Source organism: Antricoccus suffuscus (genome assembly GCF_003003235.1).
In the GTDB taxonomy this organism is placed as follows: Bacteria; Actinomycetota; Actinomycetes; order Mycobacteriales; family Antricoccaceae; genus Antricoccus; species Antricoccus suffuscus.
In genome coordinates this window covers 395,025-412,900 of the sequence record NZ_PVUE01000001.1, presented here as the reverse complement: position 1 = coordinate 412,900, position 17,876 = coordinate 395,025, and the positions used below count along the sequence as shown (strand labels likewise).

At 64.9% G+C, this 17,876-nt stretch carries 11 protein-coding genes; 3 read left to right on the top strand and 8 right to left on the bottom strand.

Going from position 1 to position 17,876, the window contains the following annotated elements; translation table 11 throughout:
* Nucleotide 1 precedes the first annotated feature (1 nt).
* Together CLV47_RS01985 and gltB are read right to left on the bottom strand one after the other, a co-directional pair.
* A complete protein-coding gene (locus tag CLV47_RS01985) occupies nucleotides 2-1,468 on the bottom strand; it encodes a glutamate synthase subunit beta (protein WP_106347306.1) in 1,467 nt (488 codons plus the stop codon).
* Nucleotides 1,461-5,981, bottom strand: a complete 4,521-nt coding sequence (gltB, locus tag CLV47_RS01980) for a glutamate synthase large subunit (RefSeq protein ID WP_106347305.1) — start codon at nucleotides 5,979-5,981, stop codon at nucleotides 1,461-1,463. The genes CLV47_RS01985 and gltB overlap by 8 nt, the downstream gene beginning before the upstream one ends.
* A gap of 164 nt (nucleotides 5,982-6,145) precedes the next feature.
* On the opposite strand from gltB, the gene CLV47_RS01975 reads away from it, so the two are divergent.
* On the top strand, nucleotides 6,146-7,453 hold the full coding sequence (locus CLV47_RS01975) for an MFS transporter (RefSeq protein ID WP_202862327.1): 1,308 nt from the start codon (nucleotides 6,146-6,148) through the stop codon (nucleotides 7,451-7,453).
* Between the two features lie 142 nt (nucleotides 7,454-7,595).
* Here CLV47_RS01975 and CLV47_RS01970 read toward each other — a convergent pair whose 3' ends face one another.
* On the bottom strand, nucleotides 7,596-8,765 hold the full coding sequence (locus tag CLV47_RS01970) for an MFS transporter (protein ID WP_170110919.1): 1,170 nt from the start codon (nucleotides 8,763-8,765) through the stop codon (nucleotides 7,596-7,598).
* Nucleotides 8,766-8,838: 73 nt separating this feature from the next.
* On the opposite strand from CLV47_RS01970, the gene CLV47_RS01965 reads away from it, so the two are divergent.
* Nucleotides 8,839-9,630 (top strand): LLM class flavin-dependent oxidoreductase, encoded by a 792-nt coding sequence (locus CLV47_RS01965; RefSeq protein ID WP_106347302.1) that lies wholly within the window; start codon nucleotides 8,839-8,841, stop codon nucleotides 9,628-9,630.
* A gap of 59 nt (nucleotides 9,631-9,689) precedes the next feature.
* Nucleotides 9,690-10,874 (top strand): ATP-binding protein, encoded by a 1,185-nt coding sequence (locus CLV47_RS01960; RefSeq protein ID WP_106347301.1) that lies wholly within the window; start codon nucleotides 9,690-9,692, stop codon nucleotides 10,872-10,874.
* A 414-nt stretch (nucleotides 10,875-11,288) separates the two neighbouring features.
* Here the strand turns inward: CLV47_RS01960 and CLV47_RS01950 are convergent, their stop codons facing one another.
* The 5 genes from CLV47_RS01950 to CLV47_RS01930 are packed head-to-tail and all read right to left on the bottom strand — an operon-like array spanning nucleotide 11,289 to nucleotide 17,859.
* Nucleotides 11,289-13,052 carry an acetyl/propionyl/methylcrotonyl-CoA carboxylase subunit alpha gene (locus tag CLV47_RS01950; RefSeq protein WP_106347488.1) on the bottom strand — a complete coding sequence of 588 codons (1,764 nt, stop codon included), beginning with the start codon at nucleotides 13,050-13,052 and terminating at the stop codon, nucleotides 11,289-11,291.
* Nucleotides 13,053-13,072: 20 nt separating this feature from the next.
* Complete coding sequence (locus tag CLV47_RS01945; protein WP_106347299.1) at nucleotides 13,073-13,900, bottom strand: HpcH/HpaI aldolase/citrate lyase family protein; 828 nt, start codon at nucleotides 13,898-13,900, stop codon at nucleotides 13,073-13,075.
* 19 nt (nucleotides 13,901-13,919) lie between these two features.
* Nucleotides 13,920-15,437 (bottom strand): acyl-CoA carboxylase subunit beta, encoded by a 1,518-nt coding sequence (locus CLV47_RS01940; protein ID WP_106347298.1) that lies wholly within the window; start codon nucleotides 15,435-15,437, stop codon nucleotides 13,920-13,922.
* Nucleotides 15,434-15,907: a MaoC family dehydratase gene (locus CLV47_RS01935; protein ID WP_106347297.1), complete on the bottom strand. Its 474-nt coding sequence runs from the start codon at nucleotides 15,905-15,907 to the stop codon at nucleotides 15,434-15,436. Before CLV47_RS01935 ends, CLV47_RS01940 begins: the two co-directional genes overlap by 4 nt.
* Nucleotides 15,904-17,859, bottom strand: coding sequence for an AMP-binding protein (locus tag CLV47_RS01930; RefSeq protein WP_106347296.1), 1,956 nt, complete (start codon nucleotides 17,857-17,859; stop codon nucleotides 15,904-15,906). The genes CLV47_RS01935 and CLV47_RS01930 overlap by 4 nt, the downstream gene beginning before the upstream one ends.
* Nucleotides 17,860-17,876 lie beyond the last annotated feature (17 nt).

The following is a 17,876-nucleotide window of genomic DNA, read 5'->3' as shown; positions in this document are numbered from 1 at the left end:
TCTAAACGGTGATCGAGCGCTCCGTCGGCAGAATCGGCGACGGCAGCGTCGTCGCACCCGTGAGGTATTTGTCCACCGCCGACGCCGCGGCGCGACCCTCGGCGATCGCCCAGACAATCAACGACTGGCCACGGCCGCAGTCACCAGCCACAAAAACCCTATCTGTGGTGGACATGTAGTCACTATCGCGTACGACGTTGCCCCGCTCATCGAGCTCAGTCTCGAGTTGTTCGACGACACCATCTTGCTGCGGCCCGGTGAAGCCCAACGCAAAGAGCACCAGATCGGCCGGGATCTCACGTTCGCTACCCGCGATCTCCTCGAACTTCCCATCCTGCATAGAAACTTCGACCAACCGAAGCGCCCGCACATGACTCGAATCGTCGCCGAGGAACTCCTTTGTGGAGACGGCGTACACCCGATCGCCGCCCTCCTCGTGAGCACCGGAAACCCGGAAGATCGCAGGATACGTCGGCCACGGATGAGCTTCTGAACGTTCGGTGCCAGGCTCTGCCATGATCTCCAGCTGGGTCACCGACTTCGCGCCCTGCCGGTGCGCCGTACCAAGACAGTCCGCACCGGTATCGCCGCCGCCGAGAATGACTACGTGCTTGTCGGTCGCGACGATCTGATCTTCGACCTCTTCGCCCGAAGCGACCCTGTTGGCCTGCGGCAGATACTCCATCGCCTGGTGGATCCCATCGAGCTCACGACCCGGCGCCGGCAGATCACGACGTACCGTCGCGCCGATCGCCAGTACGACGGCGTCGAATCGCTTCGTCAGCTCCAGTCCGGTCGGCTTGAGCCCGACGTCGACGCCCGGGCGGAAGATCGTGCCCTCGCGACGCATTTGGTCGAGACGGCGTTCGAGGTGTTTCTTCTCCATCTTGAATTCGGGGATCCCATAACGCAACAAACCACCGACCTTGTCATCGCGCTCGTAAACGACGACGGTGTGACCGGCGCGGGTCAGCTGCTGCGCGGCCGCGAGCCCAGCGGGCCCGGACCCGACGACGGCAACCGTCTTGCCGGTAAGCCACTCGGGCGGCTGAGGGCGCACGAATCCCGATTCCCAAGCCGTGTCAGCGATCGAGACCTCGATGTTCTTGATGGTGACCGCTGGTTGGTTGATCCCGAGTACACACGCCGTCTCGCAGGGCGCGGGGCACAGCCGGCCGGTGAACTCCGGGAAGTTGTTCGTCGCGTGCAGCCGCTCCGAAGCGCCTTCCCAGTCGTCGCGGTACACCAGGTCATTCCACTCCGGGATGATGTTGCCGAGCGGGCATCCCTGATGGCAGAACGGAATACCGCAGTCCATGCAGCGGCTCGCCTGCGTAGAGATGATCGGCAGCAACGCACGGCGAATGCCGTCCGGATAGATTTCGTTCCAGTCGTTGACGCGCTCGGCTACCGGTCGGTGCGCCGCTTCCTCACGTGTGTGCTTTAGGAAACCTCTAATATCAGCCATGGAGCGCCTCCATCATCCGAGTCGCGGCCTCTTCTTCGGAGAGACCTTGTTCAAGCGCTTCGGCACGCGCGACCAGTACGCGCTTGAAGTCGCGGGGCATTACTTCGGTAAATCGGGTCAGGCTGTTGGACCAGTCCTTCAACAGCGCCTCGGCGACGGGCGACCCGGTCTCCTCAAAGTGCCGTCGTACGGCGGTTTCCAGCTCATCCGCGGCTTCGTCCACCACAGGATGCAGCTCGACGAGCTCGCGGTTGACCCGTGCCTCATCGAGATCGAGAATCCAGGCGACGCCGCCGGACATACCAGCCGCGATGTTGCGGCCGGTTGATCCGAGGATGACCACCTTGCCACCGGTCATGTATTCGCAGGCGTGGTCGCCGACGCCCTCGACGACCGCGGTGGCGCCGGAGTTGCGGACACAGAAGCGTTCGCCGACCTGACCGCGAAGATAGATCTCACCGGAAGTCGCGCCGTACCCGATCACGTTGCCGGCAATGATCTGGTGTTGCGCCTCGAATGTCGCGGCGCGGTCTGGGCGTACGACGATGCGGCCTCCGGAAAGTCCCTTACCGACGTAGTCGTTAGCGTCACCTTCGAGTCGCAACGTGATCCCGGCCGGCACGAACGCGCCGAACGACTGCCCGGCGGACCCGGTGAACGTGATGTCGATCGTGCCGTCGGGCAGACCCGCGCCCTTGTAACGCTTAGTCACCTCATGCCCGAGGATCGTGCCGACCGTGCGGTTGACGTTGCGGATCGACACTTGCGCGCGCACCGGCTCACCGCGTTCGAGCGCGTCTTCGGCGAGCCTCACGAGCTCGTTGTCCAGTGCCTTGTCCAGGCCGTGGTCCTGACCCGTGGTGTTGTGCCGCGGAGCGCCATCGGCGAGTTCCGGCACGTACAACACCGGACTGAGGTCAAGTCCGGACGCCTTCCAATGGTTGACCGCACGCTCGACGTCGATGACCTCAGCGTGCCCGATCGCTTCTTCGATGCTGCGGAAACCTAGTTCCGCGAGCAGTTCGCGCACCTCTTCGGCGATGAACTCGAAGAAGTTGACGACGTACTCCGCCTTGCCACTGAACCGCTCGCGCAGCACCGGGTTTTGAGTCGCGACGCCGACCGGGCAGGTGTCGAGATGACAGACACGCATCATGATGCAGCCGGACACCACAAGTGGAGCCGTCGCGAAGCCGAACTCTTCAGCACCCAACAGCGCCGCGACGATCACGTCACGTCCGGTTTTGAGCTGACCGTCTGCCTGTACGACGATCCGGTCGCGCAATCCGTTGAGCAGCAGGGTTTGCTGCGTCTCGGCGAGCCCGAGCTCCCACGGACCGCCGGCGTGCTTCAGCGACGTCATGGGGGCGGCTCCGGTGCCACCGTCATGACCAGAGATCAGTACGACGTCCGCGTGCGCCTTCGATACGCCCGCAGCCACCGTGCCGACACCGACCTCGGCGACGAGCTTGACGTGGATCCGCGCCGATGGGTTGGAGTTCTTCAGGTCGTGGATCAGCTGAGCGAGATCCTCGATCGAGTAGATGTCGTGGTGCGGCGGCGGCGAGATCAGTCCCACGCCGGGCGTGGAATGGCGGGTCTTGGCGACCCACGGATAGACCTTGTTGCCGGGAAGCTGTCCGCCCTCGCCGGGTTTCGCACCCTGCGCCATCTTGATCTGGATGTCGTCGGAGTTGGTGAGGTATTCCGACGTCACGCCAAACCGGCCGGACGCGACCTGCTTAATAGCCGACCGCCGTTGCGGGTCATAGAGCCGCTCGGCGTCCTCGCCGCCCTCACCGGTGTTGGACTTACCGCCGAGCTGGTTCATCGCGATGGCAAGCGTTTCGTGCGCCTCCATGCTGATCGACCCGTACGACATCGCGCCCGTCGAGAACCGCTTGACGATCGCCGAAACCGGCTCCACCTCGTCGATCGGAACCGACTCGCGGCCTTCCTTGAACTTAAACAGACCGCGCAAGGTCATCAGTCGCTCAGACTGCTCGTTGACTCGGTCGGTGTACTGCTTGAAGATGTCGTAGCGACGGTTACGGGTGGAATGCTGCAGCCGGAAGACCGTCTGCGGGTCGAACAGGTGCTCTTCACCTTCGCGGCGCCACTGGTACTCCCCACCCATGATGAGCGTGCGGTGGTTGGGCGCAAGACCGTCGACGGGGTACGCCGTGCGGTGTCGCCGGGCGACCTCCTCGGCGATGGTGTCGAGGTCGATGCCGCCGAGCTTGGTCGTCGTACCAGTGAAGTACTTGTCCACCAAGGGTTGCGCGAGCCCGACGGCCTCGAAGATCTGAGCACCGGTGTACGACGCGACGGTCGAGACACCCATCTTGCTCATCACCTTGAGCACGCCCTTGCCGAGCGACTTGACGAGGTTGCGCACTGCGAGATGCGGTTCCTCGGTGACGTAGTAGCCGTCCTTCGCGAGGTCTTCGACGGACTCCATAGCGAGGTACGGATTGACCGCGGCGGCGCCGTATCCCATGAGAAGCGCGACATGGTGCACTTCGCGTACGTCGCCGGCCTCGACGACCAGCCCCACCTGGGTCCGGGTCTTCTCACGCACAAGGTGATGATGCACGGCTGAAGTCATAAGAAGCGACGGAATCGGTGCCAGTTCGCCCGTGGAATGGCGATCGGACAGCACGATAATTCGCGCGCCCTCGGCAATCGCGGTCGAGACCTCGGCGCAGATCTCGTCGAGCCGCTGCTGGAGCGCCGCGCCGCCGCCTTCCACGGGATACAACCCGCGGGAGACGTGCGTGATGAACCCCGGCAGAGTGCCTTCACGGTTGAGGTGCCGGATCTTGACCAGCTCGTCGTTGTCGATGACCGGGAATGGCACGAGGATCCGGCGGCACGAGACCTCGGAGGGCTCGAGCAGATTGGCCTCTGGGCCGATCGAGCCGTGCAGCGAGGTGACGAGTTCTTCGCGGATGGCATCGAGCGGCGGGTTGGTCACCTGAGCGAACAACTGAGAGAAGTAGTCGAACAGTAGCCGCGGGCGCGCGGACAGCACGGCGATCGGCGTATCGGTGCCCATCGACCCGATCGGCTCGGTGGCCGAGTTCGCCATCGGCGTCAGCAGTATCCGCAGCTCCTCCTCGGTGTAGCCGAAGACCTGCTGTCGGCGAGTAACCGACGCGCGAGTGTGCACGACGTGTTCACGGTCGGGCACCTCATCAAGGCGGATCTGGCCGGTCTTGAGCCAGTCGCCGTACGGATGCTCGGCGGCAAGACCGTTCTTGATCTCCTCGTCCTCGATGATCCGGTGCTCGGTGGTGTCGACGAGGAACATCCGGCCCGGCTTCAGCCGGCCTTTACGGACAATTGTGGCCGGGTCGAGGTCGAGTACGCCGACCTCCGACGCGAGCACGACCAGGCCGTCGTCGGTGACCCAGTAGCGACTGGGCCGCAGACCATTGCGGTCGAGGACCGCGCCGATTTGTGCTCCGTCGGTGAATACGACGCACGCAGGGCCGTCCCACGGCTCCATCATCGCGGCGTGGAAGGCGTAGAACGCTTTGCGTTTCTCGTCGATTTCGGCGTGGTTCTCCCATGCCTCGGGGATCATCATCAGCACCGAGTGCGGCAGCGAACGCCCGCCCATGTGCAACAGCTCGAGCACTTCGTCGAACGACGCCGAGTCAGACGCGCCCGGCGTACAGATCGGGAAGAGTCGCTCCATGTCACCGGGGATGAGCTCGCTCTGCAGCAGCGCTTCGCGGGCGCGCATCCAGTTGCGGTTACCCATCACCGTGTTGATCTCGCCGTTGTGCGCGATGAACCGGAAGGGGTGCGACAGCGGCCAGCTGGGGAACGTGTTGGTCGAGAACCGGGAGTGTACGACGGCCATCGCCGAGGCCAACCGCTCGTCGACCAGGTCAGGGAAGAACTTGTCGAGCTGGTCGGTGGTCAGCATCCCCTTGTAGATGAGGGTGCGCGAGGACAGCGACGGGAAGTAGACGTCGGAGTCGTGCTCGGCACGCTTGCGCAGGCAGTACGCCGCCCGCTCCAGCGGCATTCCGGTCAGCGCCGCGCCTGCGGCGCTGACGAACAGTTGACTGAAGGCGGGCATGACGCCGCGCGCGGTCGCGCCGAGCATGCCGGGCTCGATCGGTACGTCGCGCCAGCCCAGAACGGTCAGATTTTCCTCGCCGGCGATCTTCTCGATCTGGCGGCGGGTCTGCGCCACGGCCTCGGCATCGCCGGGCAGGAAGGCGGTGCCGACGGCGTACGCCCCGGCCTCGGGCAAATCGAAGTCGACAACTGCACGCAAGAACGCGTCCGGAACCTGCAGAAGGATCCCGGCGCCGTCGCCGGAGTCTGGTTCGGCGCCCGAGGCTCCGCGGTGCTCGAGGTTGCGCAGCGCAGTCAGCGCCTTAGCAACGATGTCGTGGCTGGCGTCGCCCGTCAGTGTCGCGACGAAAGCCACGCCACAAGCATCGTGCTCGTGGCGTCCGTCGTACAAACCCTGCGGTGGCGGGAATGCTTGCATAGCGGCATTCTCCCGTCGTCAAGTGCATCTCGATGGATACAGTTAATGTGCTTTTTAGAGCGCGGGACGACATTGGCCCATGCAAGTTCCTAAGCGTACAACATGCCCTGTGTGTTCATCGAAAGTTGAGACGAACGGAGCACGCCCTCGGCTACGCTTCGCTGGTGAGCGCCCTAATGAGCCCAGATGAGATACGTAGCCCCGCGACCCGCGGTCAGGTCGCGGCGTGGGGACTGTGGGACTGGGGCTCGGCCGCATTTAATGCCGTCATCCTGACGTTCGTTTTCGGCCCGTACCTCACCAAAGCAGTCGGCGACGACCTGCCGGGCGGAATCAGCGCCAGTACGTGGCTCGGCTGGGCCCTCGGCATCGCGGGTTTCCTGATCGCCGTACTCGCACCGGTCACCGGACAACGCGCGGACGCGGGCGGGCACCGCAAGCTGTCGCTCGGCGTATTCACCGGGTTGACCGTGCTGGCCACGGTGGGTTTGTTCGCCGTGAAGGACGACTACCACTATCTGTGGATCGGCCTGGTCCTGCTCGGCGCGGGATCGATCTTCATCGAGTTCGCCGGGGTGTCCTACAACGCGATGCTGCGGCAGGTCTCGACGCCGCACAACATCGGCCGGGTGTCGGCGTTCGGATGGTCGCTCGGCTATTTCGGCGGCATCGTGCTGCTGCTGGTCTGCTACGTCGGCTTCATCAAGGACGACGCGCTGTTCGGCGTCAGCACGGACGGCGGGCTGAACTTCCGGGTTGTCGCACTGTTTGCCGCGGTCTGGTTTGCGGTGTTCGCGCTCCCGGTGCTGTTCAAGGTGCCTGAGGTCAAGGGGATCCCCGCCGATCGGCGACCTAGTTTCCTCCAGGCCTACCGCAAGCTGTTTCGCGACATCCGAGACCTTTACCGCTCGGACCGGCACACGGTGTTCTTCCTCGGCGCGAGCGCGCTGTTTAGGGACGGACTGGCGGGCGTTTTCACGTTCGGCGCCGTACTGGCCGTCAACGTCTACGGCTTTACCGCCGCGTCCGTGCTGATCTTCGGCGTCGCCGCCAACGTGGTGTCCGCGCTCGGTGCGCTCACCGCCGGCCGGTTCGACGACCGCACCGGACCTAAGACGGTCATCGTGGTCTCGCTGGTCGGGATGCTGGTCGCCGGCACCGTGCTGCTGTTCGTGTCCGGCAGCATGATGTTCTGGATCTTCGGGCTGTTCCTGTGCCTATTCGTGGGACCAGCGCAATCCTCGTCGCGCACCTTCCTGGCGCGCCTGTCGCCAGTCGGCCAGGAGGGACAGATGTTCGGCCTCTACGCCACGACCGGACGCGCCGTGTCGTTCCTCGCACCGGCGCTGTTCGGCTTGTTCAGCTTCCTGTTCAGCTCGGACCGGGCCGGCACGATCGGCATCCTGCTCGTCCTGCTCGCGGGCCTGCTGGCCATCTTGCCGGTACGCCGCCCCGTCGACACCGCCACCTAGCCGCGATCAGACCCCCGTGACATTCCGGTACACATGTGCCGATGCGCACACTGATTCCCTTCGGACCTGATGCGAACCGGCACGTATGTGAGCATTTGTATGGGCGCGAAACGTCCGCAAGCCGACTACCCCAACTCGCTCGCTATTTGCGAGACGTACCCGAAAACACGCCCAGCAGGATCGCGGCAACGACGGCTCCGCCCGCGGCCCAGGCGAGGACCTGGTCACCGTTCGCGTGGTAAAGCGGCACCCAGATCACCGGCGCGATCGCGGCGCCGACGAACTGGAAGGCCAGCACGAACGACACCGCGCCGCCCCGGTTGTTCGGCACGGTCCGCACGGCCAGCACGCTGGTTGCCGCGCGGACTCCGGTATTCGCTGCGCCGCCGATCAGCATCCCCAGCACCATCACGATCAGTGCCGGCGCGAGACCGGCAATCACTGCGGCGCCGGCTAGGACGAGCGCGAGTACGGCGCCGGCCACCCGGATCCCGACGCGGTCGGTGAAGCTCCCGACCAGCGGACCCGCGGCCAGTCCTGCGACACCGCAGCTGGCGACCACCAGCCCGCGCATAGTGGGGTTTGCGCCAAAGGTGTCGGAGGCCATGAGTGCGCCGAGCAGCAACATGCCCATCATCGTGAGGTACGCCGCCGCGGCCGCGAGTGCCGCGACGATCACTCCGCGGCGCAGGACGTTGCCCGATCCCTTCTCGACGGCGGGCGCCGTACGCGCGCCTCCGGATGGCGTCATCACCATGAGCACCAGACCCACCACGGCCGAAGCCGCGAACGCCCATCGCCAGCCGAGTTCGGCCGCGATCCCGCCGGCGAACGGCGCCATGGCCTGCCCGGCGGCCTGGCACGACCCGAACAGCCCGAGAGTGCGGCCTAGCCGTTCGGAGCTGGCCATGTCCGAGAGCACGGCCAGCAAGACCGGTGTCACGAATGCGTTTGCGATCCCCTGCAGTCCCCGTCCCAGCAGTATTAGTCCGAGACTCGACGCGAACAAAATCAGCACCGAGGCGGCGATGTAGACGGCGTACGCCGCCCTCAGGGTGCGCTGCTTGCCCCAGCGTTCGGCAAGCGAACCTGAGATCAGCAGTACGGCGGCGAACGGCACCATGTAGACGGTGATCGACAGGGCCGCGTCGGCGACACCGACGTGCACGCTGTGTCCCATCTCGGGCAACATCGTCGTGGTCATCCCGCCGCCGAACGGGCCAAGAAACCCGCCGGCGTACAACGCCCATACGCGCGGTTTTCGCCCGCGCCCGTCCACCGAATCGCTCGCGGACGACGCAGTTTGCTTCACATCCGCACGGTACTGATGACCTCCGCAACAGGCGATAGCAGGGTTAGCCTCGACAATGACCCCTGGAGGCATCATGAAGTTTGCCGTTATAGCCACGCCCACAACAAGCGGCGCCGATTGGGCCGAGCGAGCCAGACGGCTCGAGGGTGCCGGATGGCAGGCGGTCCTGGTGCCGGACGCCGGCGCCATACCGTCCACGTTTCCGACGCTCGCCGCCGCGGCGGCCGTCACAACGACACTGCGACTGCGCACCTGGGTGCTCGCCATACCGTTGCGGTCGGCGGCTGCCGTCGTACGCGAAACCGCCGCGCTACAAGTCCTGTCGGACGGGCGTTTTGAGCTTGGTCTGGGGACCGGACGTCCCGACGCGCAGAAGGAAGCCACCCAGTTAGGTCTCCCGTGGCCGACCGGGTCGCAGCGCCGGCAGCAACTACTCGACGTCGCGGGCGCCGTACGAGCCGAGGTGTCGCCGGCGCCACCGATCGTGGTGACCGCGAGCGGCGAGAAGATGATCGCGGCCGCGGCGCCGGTCGTCGACTGCGTCGCGCTCGCGCTCAGGCCGGCCGCCACCGAGCAAGACCTCGACGCCGCGGTGCAACAGGTGCGTGCTGTTGCACCCGCCGTACCGCTGTCCCTGCAGGCGATGGGCGTCGGCGGACGGCTGCCGGCGTATATGGCCCGGGCCGGCATCAACGGCGATGCGCTGCTCAACGGCGGCGCCATCGGCATGCTGCCGGCCGATCCGGCCGCGATTGTCGACGTACTGCAAGGACGCCAAGAACGTTGGGGCGTTGACGAGATCGTCGTGGCCGAGGACTTCGTTGACGACTTCGCTCCGGTGCTCGCTCAACTGTCGGGGCAGTGACTTCTACCGATACTTTGTGATACTTTGGCTGAACTATCGTAAAGTATCGGGAGAAGGACGTGCAGCCGAGTCCGTACACGCCTGGGGCTATCGCGCCCGAAGTGCCAGGTCGCGACCACCAACTCGCCGAGTTCGACGAGCGCTTGTCGCTGATGGCCGACCTGCGACAGTTTATCGGCCGGCCCCGCATCGACATCGCGCCGCGCGGCGTCGGCAAGACGTCGATGCTGGCCCAAGTACGACGGATGGCCGAACAACGTGGCGCGGTGACGATCTGGGTCGCCGGTGGCGGCGGCAGCCTGATCGCAGACATCGCCGCGCAGTTCGAGATCGCCACCGACGGCTGGGCGCCGCGGACCCGTCGCAAGCTGCACGACCTTGCCAACAGGGCCAGCTTCAAGGTCCGCGTCGGCGTACCGGGTCTCGTCGGTGCCGAGGCCAAGCTTGCTGCGCCGGACGCTTCCGCTCACGATCCGGGAGCCCCGGCCGGCGCTGGTGAGCTGACCACGTTTCTCGCCGAAGCGGCTAAGGCCGCGCAGCGCGAAAAGCACAGCGGGCTCGTCCTACTCATTGATGAGATTCAGGACGCGGACAAGGTCGGGCTGAGCTCGTTCGCGCACGGCTGGCAAAACCTGCAACACCTCCCCGGTAGCGGCGCCGCTCCGGCCGCCGTGTTCGCCGCCGGCCTACCGAACTCCGACACGGTGCTGCGCGCCGCCGCCAGCTTCACCGAGCGGTGGGACTATCAGCCGCTTGACCTGCTATCGCCGAACGCCGCGATAGCCGCGCTCGTCCGCCCGGCACAACGACTTGGCGTCACGTGGGCACCGGATGGACTACGAGCCGCGGTCGAATACGCCGAGGGCTTTCCGTTCACGCTGCAGCTTCTCGGAGACGCCGCCTGGCGGGCCGCCGGCAGGCCTGACGCCGGACGGCAGATCACGCTCGCGCACGTGCACACGGCCCGACAGACGATCGCCACCGATCTTGAGACGCTGCACCGGGCTCGGTGGAACGCTGCCACACCTGCCGAACAATCGTTCCTTCAAGCAATGGCCGACATCGGCGGTACGTCGGTGAGCCGCACGGACATCGCGACCGCACTACACGTGGCGAGCCGCAGCCTGAGCGAACCGCGCGACCGACTGATCGCGAAGGGGATCATCCGTGTCACCGGACACGGACAGCTCGGGTTCACCATCAACGGATTCGGCGACTACCTCCGCGACCGCGCCGACGACTGAGGTTGTAGACATATTTGTCTACACGATCGTAGGACGGTATATGTCCGAAACGACCACGCGCCATCTGGGTCTGAAGCGGGGATGATTAGGCCTGCCGTGATCGTCACTGCAGGCAGGATCTTGCGTGGTGGCCCGAACGTCGTGCTGGTCGTGCCACTCACTCGAACAATCCGGGAGACTGGTGTGGAGCACGTGCGTTCCGTTGCCGTCAGCAGAGTGCGGTCGAATCTTGGAAACGTGGGCCCAGTTGTACTCCAACAGATTCGCACTACGCTGGCCGTCATCTTCGACATGTAACTAGTGGACATGCCCCCGTAGCCGGCACCGGAAGACGCCTCGCTTCCCCGGTCGCCGCGCATGGCCACTCGGCTTCACCAACCGCGGATTCGGCGACTACCTCAACGTTACTGTCGCTCAGGAATCGGACTCGATCACGCAGATCTGCTCCCCCTGACCGCACACGTCCCCGACCACGACCTTCAGGTTGCGCACCGTGCCGGAACGATGGGCCAGCACCGGATTCTCCATCTTCATTGCCTCGAGAGCAGCCACTATGTCGCCCTGCACCACGCGGTCACCTTCGGCGACCATCACTTTCACCACAGTGCCCTGCATCGGCGTCACGACCGCGTCACTCAACTCCACGGTCGCGATCTTTCGGTTGACGCTGGAGCGGATCGAGTCAGCGCGTTCACCAAGCGTCGCCAGGCCGGGAAGCTCGATGCGGTGGACGTTCCGCCCGATCGCGACCTCAACGATGTTGGACGAGTCGTCGCCGCTGCGGTCCTCGCCGAGTAGCTGGTCAAGGTTCGACTCGATCCAACCTGTGTGCACCCCGAACGTGCCGTTTGGCGCGGTGAAGTCGGGATGCGCGAGGATCGCCCGATCGAGCGTGAGCACGGTAGGCACGCCCTCGACATGAAGCTCCTCAAGTGCTCGGCGCGCTCGTGCAAGCGCGGTGGCTCGGTCTTTGCCGGTGACGATGAGCTTGCCGAGCATCGAGTCGTAAAACTCGGTGACGGTGGTACCCGTCTCGACCCCGGCGTCGAGACGCAGACCCGGGCTGCGCGGGAAGTTCCACCGGGTGATCCGTCCTGGAACTGGCCGAAAGCCTTCCGACGGATCCTCGCTGTTGATACGCAGCTCGATGCTGTGTCCCCGGGCCGGAGGCATCACACTGAATCGAAGCCGCTCTCCCCGTGCGATCGCGAACTGCTCGCTGACAAGGTCGACCCCTGTCGTCTCTTCGGTCACCGGATGCTCGACTTGTAGCCGCGTGTTGACCTCCAGGAACGACACCGTGCCGTCGTTCCCGATGAGAAACTCCACGGTTCCCGCGCCGACGTAGCCGGCCGCGGCGCCGATTCGCAGCGACGCGTCGACGATCGCGCCCGTCTGCTCCTCTGCGAGGAACGGCGCCGGCGCCTCCTCGACCAGCTTCTGATGACGACGCTGAAGCGAGCAGTCGCGGGTCCCGACGACGACCGCGTCACCGTAGCGGTCGACAAGTAGCTGAGCCTCGACATGTCGCGGCCGCTCAAGGTAGCGCTCGATGAAGCACTCGCCGCGACCGAATGCGGCAACCGCCTCGCGCCTCGCCGACTCCAACTCTTCGGCGATCCGGGACCGGTCGTGAACCACGCGCAGGCCTCGTCCGCCACCGCCAAAGACTGCCTTGATCGCGATAGGCATGCCGTGAGCCGCGACAAACTCGTCCACATCGGCCACCGAGGACACCGGCTCCGCGGTACCTGGGGTGAGTGGCGCCCCGACGCTACGCGCAACCGCGCGGGCCTTGACCTTGTCGCCGAGCATTTCTATCGCGGCGGGTGGCGGACCAACCCAGATCAGCCCGGCCGCCGTTACCGCGCGTGCAAACTCGGCGCTCTCGGACAAGAACCCATAGCCGGGATGGACCGCCTCCGCACCACTGGCCAAGGCGATATCGACCAGTCGTTCAATGTCGAGGTACGTCGTGGCGGCGAGGTTGCCGGGCAGCGCGTGCGCTTCATCGGCAAGACGGACATGCGGGGCGTCGGCATCCGCGTCTGAATGCACGGCGATGGTACGCAGACCTTCATCGTGGGCAGTCCGGATCACTCGCACGGCGATCTCGCCGCGGTTTGCCACCAGAACACCGGTGAAGTCTCCATGACGCAGTTCGGGCTGGACTGTCATCGACGGGTCTCCGATTCTCATTACGAGGCTCCGCCGGATCTGGCGAGTACGTCGCGTGCCTGCCGGACATGCACGTGGTCGACCATTGCTCCGTCTACCAACCCAACACCGTCGCCGGCGGCCCGCACGACGCGCCGGGCGTGCGCTACCTCCTCCGGCGAGGGCGAGAAGACTCGGTGCGAAACTTCGACCTGCTGCGGGTGCAAGCACAGCTTGCCGTTGTATCCGAGATCGCGCGCCACCGCGGCGTCGGCCTCAAACGCGGAATCGTCGTGTACGGCGACGACTACCTGGTCGACGGCGTACGCGCCGCTGAGCCGGGCGGCAAGGACTACCTGGCTGCGTGCATAGAGCACCTCGTTGCCGGCGTTGGTGCGTCGCCCGCCGAGGTCGACGATGTAGTCTTCGGCGCCGAAGTAGCAGCTATCGGGGCCGGCCTCCAGGATGACTCGCGCGTCCGCCACCCCGCGCGCGCTCTCCACACCCACCATCAGGTGACGGTCCGGCAGTAGTAAACGCACCCGTTCGACGGCCTCGGGCGACTCGGCCTTAGGTAGGACCACTCCCACGCGGGGAATCTCGCGGACGAGCGACAAGTCTTCGTCGATCCAGGGGCTTCCCATCTCATTGACGCGCACCAGAATCGGGACGTCCCCGTCCAGCAACTGTGTCTGGGTCAGGATGGCACGCAACTGTTCGCGCGCCTGCGACTTGGCGCCGTGCTGCACCGCGTCCTCGAGGTCGAGTACGGCGACGTCGGGCCGGATGTCGGGGATCTTTGCCGCCATTGTCGGCTTGGAGGCTGGCATGAACAGCACGCTGCGGGGTGCGACGGTTATCTGGCTCATGGGATGAAGACAATCTCCTTCAGACGGGGCTGATCACATGATGGCGACGGTTCGCAGACCGGCTCCAGCCTTGAGCAGCGTGAAACCGCCGGACCAGTTCGGTGCGCAGGTCACCGGGCTCCACGACCGCATCGACGATGAGCCGGCTCGCGACGTTGAGCAGGTCGGCATCAGCAGACTGCTCGGCAACCTTCTCGGCGACGAACTGTTCGCGCTCGTTATCGTCCTCAATGGCCTCGATCTTTCTCGCGTAGATAGCGTTAGTGGAGGCCTCCGGCGACATCGGAGCAATCGTCGCGCCGGGCAGGGCGAGGGTGGCACGCGGCTCAAAACCTGGCGCACACATCGCGTAGAAGCCCGCTGCATATGCCTTACGGAGTACCACGGCGACCTTCGGAACCTCGGCGCTGGCCATCGCGGTCACCATCTTCGCGCCGTGTCGGATGATCCCCTGACGCTCGATTGCGACTCCAACCATGAAGCCGGGCACGTCCTGCAAAAACAGCAACGGGATGTTGTAGGCGTCGCACATGCTGATGAACCGGGCGGCCTTGTCGGCCGAATCGACGAATATCGCGCCACTGCGCACTGACGGCTGGTTCGCCACTACACCGACGACCGAGCCGTCGAGGCGAGCGAAACCGACGACGATCTCCGTGGCCCAGCGCGCCTTGATTTCGAAGAAGCTGTCCGCGTCGGCCAGGCGGTCGATCACATCGCGAACGTCGTATCCGCCGTTCTGCTCTTCGGGAATCAAGTTCGCCGGCCAGTCAAGGCGCGCGGGTTGACGTGCCTCGACCTCTGCCGGCCGAGTACGCCAGTCGTCGGGGAGGTAGGACAGCAGGTGCCGTGCCGCGGCGATAGCCTCCCAATCCGAGTCGAAAACCTCGTCGCCGCACCCTGAGATGCTGGCATGCATCATCGCACCACCCATCTCCTCGAGGGTGGTCTTCTCACCAGTCACCATCTCGGCAACCCGCGGCGAGGCGAGATACATCGAGGCATTGCCGTTGACCATGCCCACCCAGTCGGTGAACGCGGGCATGTAGGCGCCCCCGGCCGCCGACGGGCCGTGCAAACAGCAGATCTGCGGCACTCGCCCGGACAGTGCCACCTGGAGTTGAAAGATGCGCGAAGCGCCACGGCTGCCATGGAAGAACCCGAACTGGTCGGTCAGCCGCCCACCGGCGGAATCGACGAGGTAGAAGACCGGGAGCAGGTCTCTATCGGCGCGCTCAAGAATTCGAATCTGTTTCTCGACCGTCAACTCACCCCACGAACCGGCCTTGACCGCGAAGTCGTGCGCGATGACCGCTACCGTTCGGCCGTGCACGGTTCCGACCCCGGTGAGCACCCCATCGGCCGGGAGACCTTCACTAGCGCTGTTCGCTAGCAGGCCGTCCTCGACCCACGATCCCGGGTCGAGAAGGAGTGCGACCCGATCGCGGACCGGGATCTTCTCCGGCCAGCGCTCGGGACTGTTCCCGGCGCGGGCCGCGTCAATGGCTTCAAGAACAGGAATCTGCGAGTCCGTCACTCTCGTGGCTCCTTATGCATCAGGCCCGTGCGCTGCAGCTTGCAGACGAGTACTTCGTTCTGGTTGTATGCGCGGTGTTCGAAGACAACCAGGCCTGCGCCCGGACGCGAACTAGACTCCCGCGCACTGAGCACTTCGGTCTCCACTCGAATGGTGTCGCCGTGAAAGACCGGAGCCGGGAAGACCGCGTCCGACACGCTAAGTTGGGCCACTATCGTGCCCAACGTCAGCTCGTGCACGGAGAGTCCGACAACAAGCGCCATGGTAAACATGCTGTTCACCAACGGCTTGCCGAACTCGGTGGTCGCGGCATAAGCCGCGTCCAAGTGCAGCGGCGCCGGATTCATCGTCATCGTCGTGAAGAGCACGTTGTCGGTCTCAGTCACGGTGCGGCGCACCGCGTGCTGGACGATCGTTCCAGGTGCGAGCTCTTCGAACCACATGCCCGTTGTGGGACGAGCAGCGCTCATCCTTGCGCCCCGGAGTTCTGCTTGGCGCGACTCACCAGTTCGACGATTCGGTCGAGTACGGCGATGTCCTCTACCGCGCTGGTGTCACCGCTTGGGCGACCATCGGTAGCAACGTCACGCAACAGCCGGCGCACCGTCTTTCCGGTCCGAGTGCGCGGCAACGCGTCAACGACGTACACCGCACCCAGCTGGACGTACTTTCCGAGTTGCTGCGGCACGGTCTTCGTGATCGTGTCGACAGTGTCCGAGGGTGCGTCCTGGGTGAGCCGCACGAATGCCACCGGCACAGTCCCCTTCGTCGCGTGGGAGACGCCGACGACCGCCGCCTCAAGCACATCCGGGACACCGCCGACTGCCTCTTCGATCTCCATCGTCGATATCCGGTGGGCCGCAACGTTGATCACGTCATCGGATCGGCCCAGCACCCACAAATGGCCATCCGGGTCGATGACCGCCTCATCGCTGGTCGCGTACGCACCAGGGAACCGTGCAAAATAGGTCTCCTTGTATCGATCGGGATCCTTCCAGACCGAACGGGCCAGAGTGGGGAACGGACGAGTAATGACTAAGTTGCCTTTTACGCCAACGGGAACAGGCTGACCTTCGTCGTCGACGACGGCACACGTGTGACCCGGGACGGGGGTGCCTGCGGATCCGGCCTTGAGGGGATCCACTCCGTAGATGGGGTAGGTCCAGGTCGAACCGGTCTCGGTCTGGCCGTAGGCGTTGATCACCGGTAGCCCGCCACTTAGATGCTCATTCGTCCAGGTGAAGGTCTCGCTATCTAGTGGTTCACCCTGCGCTGTCACAAGTTTGAGCAACGGCAGCGGATGTGCATGGTTGATCTCCTCGCCGAGTCCACGCAACATGCGCAACACGGTAGGTGCGGCGAGCAATTTCGTAACCGCGTGCTTCTCACAGATCTGGTAGAAACGTTCATTCGTCGGCGCATCGAGCGCACCCTCGTAACAAACGATCGTCATGCCGTTGGCCAGTCCACCGATGACAGCCTGGATAGGGAAGGTAAGCCACCCGACGTCGGCCGCGACCCAGTAGACGTCACGATCCTGCGGGCCCACTTGCCAGTGCGCATTGGCCCAGGTTCCAACGAGGAAACCACCGACGCTGTGCACGACACCCTTGGGCTTCGCCGTGGTTCCGCTCGTGAATATTAGGAACGCCGGCTCGTTCGGATCCATCTGCGCCATGGGCGCCGACACGGTTTGCTGCGCGAGCAACTCGGCGTAGTCGACCTCTCCGTCGGTCAGCGCAACTCCGTGCCCGGTACGGTCAAACACGATCGTCACCGGTTGCTCGACGAGGTCGGCCCGGGCGGCGCGAAGTGTGTCAAGCAGCGGCACCTCGTGTCCGCGACGGTAACTCGCATCCGCGACAACGACCGCCTTCGGCTCGGCCTGCGCCAACCGCGACCGCACGGCCTCCTCGCTGAATCCAGAGAAGAGAATCGTATATATAGCTCCAATGCGGTTGCATGCGTGTATTGCCACGAACGCCTCGACCGTGTTGGGAAGGTAGATGGCCACGATATCGCCCCGTCGCACCCCGACCGAGGACAGGCCGGCGGCGAACCGACCAACCTCGTCTGCAAGTTCGGCATAGGTGACGGTGCGACTGTCGCCAGGTTCCCCCTCCCAGATCACGGCTGGCTTGTCGCGAGTCTGTGGGTCCTCCGCCCAGCGATCGACACAATTGTCCGCAACGTTGATGCGGCCACCGACGTAGTACTCAAAATCGCCGAACCCGCCGGTGCGCAGCGTCGACCACGGCCGCTGCCAACGATGCTGCTTCGCGACCCACTCCCAATACAGGTCGGGATCTTCATCATGAAGAGCGCGCGCGTGCGCCGCCTCCTCTTGGTAGTCCGGCGCGACCCACTCTTCGCGCAACGGCAGCAGCGGTGCCGCGAGCATTTCACTCAGATTGTCAGACATTCATTCCTCCTTGGACG

Excerpts from the sequence above, each read along its gene's own strand:
- CLV47_RS01985 (WP_106347306.1), bottom strand. The coding sequence starts at position 1,468 with ATGGCTGATATTAGAGGTTTCCTAAAGCACACACGTGAGGAAGCGGCG.
- gltB (WP_106347305.1), bottom strand. The coding sequence starts at position 5,981 with ATGCAAGCATTCCCGCCACCGCAGGGTTTGTACGACGGACGCCACGAG.
- CLV47_RS01965 (WP_106347302.1), top strand. The coding sequence starts at position 8,839 with ATGAAGTTTGCCGTTATAGCCACGCCCACAACAAGCGGCGCCGATTGG.
- CLV47_RS01950 (WP_106347488.1), bottom strand. The coding sequence starts at position 13,052 with ATGACAGTCCAGCCCGAACTGCGTCATGGAGACTTCACCGGTGTTCTG.
- CLV47_RS01945 (WP_106347299.1), bottom strand. The coding sequence starts at position 13,900 with ATGAGCCAGATAACCGTCGCACCCCGCAGCGTGCTGTTCATGCCAGCC.
- CLV47_RS01935 (WP_106347297.1), bottom strand. The coding sequence starts at position 15,907 with ATGAGCGCTGCTCGTCCCACAACGGGCATGTGGTTCGAAGAGCTCGCA.
- CLV47_RS01930 (WP_106347296.1), bottom strand. The coding sequence starts at position 17,859 with ATGTCTGACAATCTGAGTGAAATGCTCGCGGCACCGCTGCTGCCGTTG.